Consider the following 6,695-nt stretch of genomic DNA (forward strand, 5'->3'; position numbering starts at 1 on the left):
CCCTTTAGCAGCGTTAATCTGCACTTTCTCACCATTTTTCTCAGCAATAATACCGGTCACATCGCCATCAGCATTAGTGATTAACTGAGTTAAGGCTGTCTCAGTCCAAATCGGAATATTTCTATCCATCACAGATGCCAATAAACGGCCAACACCTGCGGCACCGCAGCTTAGCCGATTACCCTTGCGCTGTTTTTTGCGCAGGCGAGTGAAATCCAAGAAATAAGCCAACATTTGCTTAATCATAATAAAGGTAAATTTCTTCTCACCGGTCATTGCCGCATGAGCTTCTTTTTGCGTCAGCGTGAACATACCCATAACCGACATCATTGGGTGAGAGTGGCCCATCACATTGGCATATTTGCCCAATTTTTTACGATTATAAGGACTAGGCTCTAAAGAGCGATGCCCCTCGCGCGCACCTTCGTTATTGGTGTAATAATCCGGGTACATCGCCAAAGATTCGTACTTTACCTTGGTATGCTTGGCCAAGTATTCGAGCATTTCTGGGCCAGTCTCCAAAAACGCATCGATCAAATGATCAGCCACGCGCTCTTCGGGAATAGTGCTGCGCAAATAGGCCTTGGCCTCTGCTAAGGAATCTTTCGCACCCGCTGCTTTAGCATAATGACTGTTTGGAATCCAGATACCGCCGCCAGAGACAACCGATGTACCACCAATCGTGTCACCTTTTTCAATCACCAGTACTTTGTCACTGATAAAATCATTCGCCGCAATAGCGGCAGTTAGGCCACCATTGCCAGAGCCAACTATTAAGGTATCGACATTTTCAACTTTCATGATTAAACCTATTTTTTAACAACAAACGCCAGGCGTTGGGAATTCGAGTGCTATTCTGTCTCACCGTCAATGGGATCACAAGTAACAATTTGGTTAAAAAAAACCCCCGCATTGCGGGGGTTTTTAATAAGCAATAAGGCTTAGCGAGTACCCATTTTACGCAGGTTACTCGGCGAGTAATATGACTCACCTTTAGGGGTTGCCATCAAGTTTGGCTGAGCCGTTTCATTGACCATACGGGTAGTGATATAGGCACCAGACTGAAGGTCGTGGAACATTTGCGCACGAGCGACAAAACCCTTCAGCGCGAAATCATATACGGTATTCAAAATGCCCACTTTCCACAGCTGACCACGGCCATCATATGACTCCAACAAGACAATATGCCAGCTATCTTCATCAATATAAAAACGACGTTTTGCATAGACGTGACGCTGACCAGATTTCAAGTTAGCCTCAACCACCCAGACACGATGTTTTTCATAGCGCATATAGTCTGGGTTTGCATGACCCGGCAGCAACAATGTTTCATAATTTACTGATGGGGTATCAAACTTATAATTGTGGTAAGGAATAAACATTTCTTGCTTACCAATAAGCTTCCAGTCATAGCGATCCATGGCACCGTTAAAGCCTAATGAATCGTCGACCGTAACAAGACCACCTGGGCCATCGGGCGTATCATAACCAACGGTTGGCGCGCGACGAACGCGACGAGAACCGGGAATATAGACCCAAGCTTTACGAGCATTTTTCACTTGGTCAACCGGCTCATGTACTACCGTCATTTGACCTTTGGAACGTGCAGGCTTATCAATTGTCACATGCACCAAACCGGCATTGATACCAATTTGCGCTTCAGTGTCACCAATCTTGTTTTGCGGATAAGAGTATGGGAATTCAGAGATCAGGTTCTGACGACGCAGTTGGCGTTTACCGTCAAGATATACTGCTTGATCATCCATAGTACCTACAATGGTTGGATGCGGGTGAATGATACGGCCGTTCCACATGACCTCAGGGCCGGTTTTTGGCATCGGGAATGGTGCGCCACCGGTGTAGTTACGCAGCCCGTCAATGCCGTTGACTAAAACGGTATTAACCGCATTCCAAGCAGTGCGGCGCTCAACCAGCTTGGACCAGCGCGCATCACGATGACTCGGATATACCGGCACTACGAAAGTTTCAGGGAACTTATTCATCAAGGCCTGTAAGCCAGGCGTCAAAGAGGCTTGGTATTGCGCCATATTGTTCTTGCTGATAACAAACAGCGGCTGCTCATTGGCATAAGGGTCAGGGTACACATCACCGGAGCCTCGGTAAGACATACCTTGCGGCACGCCCGATAGTGAGCCGGTCCAAGCCGGGATCGAGCCATCAATATTGCCAGCACGAATACCACCCATTGGATTCAGATCAGCGCCGAGCTTAGTAGCTTCCTGCTTAGACACTGCGGCAGTTGCCGGCAAGGTCAAGGTTAGGGCTGCTGCAACTAGACTTAGGCCTAGCATAGCCTTTAAATTTTTCACCAGAGTCTCCTCATATTCGTACGAACTTTGCAACGCTGCCGCGACAACGGAGAAAGTCATCAATTAATCCATTAAGTATAACAAACAAGCTCGAAAATTATTAGTCAAGCAAGCTGTCTATGCAGAGTTTAATTTTTGCTGCAATTTGTCTTCTTTGCGGCGGCCACGCTTAACCATTTTTTCAGGCTTAACCAAGAAATGTGCTAAAGCCGGCAGCAACCAAATTGCACCTACCATATTCCATAAGAACATAAAGGTTANCAGCTTACCCATATCCGCCTGAAATTTAATCGGCGACCAAATCCATGTGCCAACGCCGATCGCCAACGCAATACCGGTTAATAGCACAGCCTTACCGGTGGTTTTTAAGGTATTAAAGTATGCCTCTTGCAAACCCATGCCGCGCTCAAGGAAAGTCTCCAGTCGGCCATAGATATAAATACCGTAATCAACCCCAATACCAACGCCCAAAGCAATCACCGGAAGCGTCGCTACTTTCACACCAATGCCTAGCTGCGCCATTAAGGCCTGACATAAAGATGAGGTCAAAGCCAAGGGAATGACAATACAGGCAACCGCTGCAACCGAGCTAAAGCTACCTAAAATGAGCACCATCACAACAATATAAATCACAATGAGCATTTGAGATTGAGCATCAGCAATGACATCGTTAGTAGCCGCCTCAATACCGGCATTACCAGTAGCCAGGGTAAAGGTAAGATTGTCCATCGGATTATCGGCGATAAACTGCTCAGCAGCAGCCACAACACGATCTAGAGTCTCGGCTTTGTGATCCTGCAAGAACAGGATAATCGGCGCAAAAGAGCAATCAGTGCTGACTAACTGACTCGGAATTTGGAAAAACGTTGAGTTAATCGCTTGCTGATCACGAGGAATACTATTCCACTTCAAACTTCCTTCATTGAAGCCCATCAAGATCGAGCGAATAACGAAACTGAATGAAACACTCGACTGTACTCCGGGTACATTTTCCATGACCCAGCCAAAACGATCAATAACTTCAACATTCTCATATAAAGAACATTTTTCTTCCGGCGTATTGACCATGATGATAAAAATATCTGAGCTAACGGTATAGTTTTCAGAAATAAACTTATTATCAAGGTTATAACGCGAATCCGGGTGCAATTCGGGCGCGCCCGTATCCAAGTCGCCAATTTTTAAGCCCTTGCCGCCAATAATACCCACTGCAAAGCCGCATACCGCAATTAGAATCGATACCGTTGCAACTTTCGGATGGGCAAAATAAGACAGCTTTTCTAAAAACACCGGGTGCTTTTGGCTTTTCTCATTGACGTGGGCAATCCCAGCTTTGGTCAGACCAAAGTAAGACATCAAAATTGGCAGCAGTACTAAATTGGTCATCACAATCACCGCAATACCAATACCGGCCGCGACTGCTAACTCTTTAATCGCCTGGATATCAATTAATAGCAACGTTAGAAAGCCAATGCCATCAGAAATCAACGCGGTCATGCCAGCCACATAGAGGGTTCTAAATGCTTTTCGCGCGGCAAGCTCTGCACCAGCACCATCAGACTGTTCAATCGCGATCGCATTGATAATTTGAATGCCGTGACTAACGCCGATAGCAAAAACCAAAAACGGCACCAACATCGAATAAGCCGAAATACCGTTACCAATGCCGTAACTTTCAAAAATGCCTAAGCGAATCAGGCCTAACTGCCAAATTACCGCGATCACTGAACAAACCAGCGGCACAATCGCACCTATCCAGCATCGTGTGTACCAGAACAACATGACCATGGTAATTAAGAAAGCGACCAAGAAGAACACGCCGATTTTCTCGCCGCCCTCGGTAAGGTCACCAATCAACTTGGACACACCTATGATACGAATTTTGATTTTGTCACTCTGAAATTGATCGCGCACTTTTTCTTCAAGCTGGCGCGAAAACTCGGCATAGTCTAACTGTTCGCCAGTATCAGGATCTTGATCAAATAAAGTCGCTTGCACAATCGATGAGTTGAAATTATCGGCGACTAAGGATCCCACGCGTCCCGAACGTAAAACATTAGTACGAAACGCTTCAAGACGTTCGGGTGAGCCATCATAACCATTAGGCAGCACTGGGCCGCCCTCAAAACCTTCTTCTGTCACTTCTGACCAACGCACATTTGGCGTCCAAAGAGACTCTAGCGAACGACGATCAACACCGGGCAAATAAAATACTTCGTCACTGATTTTTTTCAGTGTCTCCATATACTCTGCATCAAAAATGTCACCCTCGGTGTGCTCGACCGCTATTTGGATAGGGGTTCCGGTAGCACCAAGATTATCTAGATTGTCCACCATATTCTGAACGAAGGGATGGTTGGATGGAATCATCTTTAGAAAGGAAGTATCGGGTTTAATTTGACTGGCTTGATAGCCTAAAAACAAGGTGGCAAGCGCAAAGATAACCAGCAATACAGGACGCGAGTTGAAAATAACTCGCTCGTAAATTTTAGCTTCAGAACCGTACTGGTAAGAGCTGAGTGAAGAATGGTCAGACATCGAAATTCCTTAAACTTATTCAGCTAGTTGTGCGGTTACAGGCATTTGAAAACGGTGAAAACCGCCCTGTCCCACCAGCAAGAACTGATTCTCTGGCAAGGCTACGACGGCAGATAATGAGGCGCGTGCCGGCAAAATAAATTGCTCAAAGCTTTCGCTATTATTTTGACTCAAGGCAATATTACCGCCAGCGCCAACTAAGATCAGACTGGCATCGCCAAATAACAGTCCTGACGACAGAGAATAATCAACACCGGTGGCTAATGGCTGCCAGCTGAGACCTTTATCACGGCTGATAAAGGTATTACCGCGCAGACCGGTAGCAATCACCGAGGCACCGTCTTTAGAGGCTATAAGGCCGAAAATAGTGCCATCATAGCCAAGATCTGCTTGCTGCCAGCTCGAGCCATTATCGTGAGAATAGACGAGAAAACCGGCTTCGCCAGCAACGTAAATACTACCGCCGTGAGCACCAGTAATCGCGTTCAAATGAAATTCATCAATATTGCCAATACTGCCGCTCAAGTTTTGCCACGTCTGACCGCCATCTTCGGTTTTAAATAGCTTACCAAAAGCACCTGCTGCATAGCCGAGCTCTTCATTACTGAACCATACATCCATCAATGGTGGCGCAGTAATGGTTTCGCTGAGCTTATCTTGCGCCGATTCGTAGTACCACTGCACTTCATCCAGCTGCTCGATTAAAGACATCCCTTCAAAGGCCATTGGTTGCTCTGGATCAAACTCAAGCCCCTGATCAATCAAACCCTGCACGCGAGACAATTCTGCCGCCCAATCTTTCACCGCAAGCTCATTCAGGGCAGCCTGAGCTTTTAAACCATCGCGAATTAAGGTCCAAGTTTGACCACCATCCTCAGAGCGCACAATATGCGAATCATGGCCCACTGCATAACCCACTTTCGAGCTAGGAAAACTGACAGCAGTCAACATTTGCGCCACAGGCACATCGGCTTGTTGCCAGTTAGCAGCCGTATCTTCGGACACTAAGATATGACCACGCTCGCCCACCGCAACAATATGATTACCTGCCCTAGCGACGTCGAGCAGCATAGAACGATCGGCTTTCGCCGCCTGTATTGCGCGCGTGGGTTCTTTAGCATGCAGCGAAGTGGAGAAACTTATTGCAACTGCAGCAATGGCAACAGTTGCCTTAAGTATATGTTTGGCACGTTGGCAAGAATGGCTTAAGCAGTAAGAGCTAAAGAGAGCATCCACACAAGCTACTTTCGACTGGACAATCGACTTCAAAGCAAAACCCCTTGTTATTATAGTAATGCGTTAGCAAATAAATCAGCTAATCAAAAAATTGTGCGCATTATCGCAAAAAGCAGAACAAATGCCCAGCAGTTTTAGAATAAATACTCTAATTCAGGACTATGTCTAAGTTACTGTTTTACTTGATGATAAAGAAAAAAAGGCCGCATATGCGGCCTTTTAGAGGAGTGCTTAATTAGGCAAAAAGTCGATTGCCCAGCGAGTCTTCAAGACAGCCACATCTTCAGCGCCAAAATCTAATTGCTTCATTTTTGCAATTAAGCGACGCTCAAGGCCTGAGTCATTGAGCGCTGAACTGACGACTTTACAATCAGAAACGCGGCCATTGGGTTGAATCACTAATTCGAAAGTTACCCTGCCCTGCAAGGTTGGATTTTTGCGTAAGGCACGGTTGTAAATACCGTACAACTGCCCTTTAGCACTATCCAAAACTCGACGAATGCGTTCTTCGCTGCGCTGCCCCGAACGCTGTTCTGACTGAGTCGCCTGAGCAACGCTGCCCGAGGTATCAACACGAGAGCCACCCAACGA

General features: G+C 46.4%; 5 protein-coding genes. All 5 read right to left on the minus strand.

Going from position 1 to position 6,695, the window contains the following annotated elements:
* Positions 1–801 (minus strand): FAD-binding protein (locus HRU21_08825; GenBank protein NRA42393.1); only part of this gene is annotated, 801 nt, incomplete at its 3' end.
* A gap of 140 nt (positions 802–941) precedes the next feature.
* Positions 942–2,390: a DUF1329 domain-containing protein gene (locus HRU21_08830; GenBank protein NRA42394.1), complete on the minus strand. Its 1,449-nt coding sequence runs from the start codon at positions 2,388–2,390 to the stop codon at positions 942–944.
* A gap of 57 nt (positions 2,391–2,447) precedes the next feature.
* Positions 2,448–4,868 carry an RND family transporter gene (locus HRU21_08835; GenBank protein NRA42395.1) on the minus strand — a complete coding sequence of 807 codons (2,421 nt, stop codon included), beginning with the start codon at positions 4,866–4,868 and terminating at the stop codon, positions 2,448–2,450.
* 15 nt (positions 4,869–4,883) lie between these two features.
* A complete protein-coding gene (locus HRU21_08840) occupies positions 4,884–6,137 on the minus strand; it encodes a hypothetical protein (protein ID NRA42396.1) in 1,254 nt (417 codons plus the stop codon).
* Between the two features lie 198 nt (positions 6,138–6,335).
* A partial coding sequence (locus HRU21_08845) for an AgmX/PglI C-terminal domain-containing protein (protein ID NRA42397.1) occupies positions 6,336–6,695 on the minus strand: 360 nt, incomplete at its 5' end.

This window comes from Pseudomonadales bacterium, from assembly GCA_013215025.1.
In the GTDB taxonomy this organism is placed as follows: Bacteria; Pseudomonadota; Gammaproteobacteria; order Pseudomonadales; family DT-91; genus DT-91.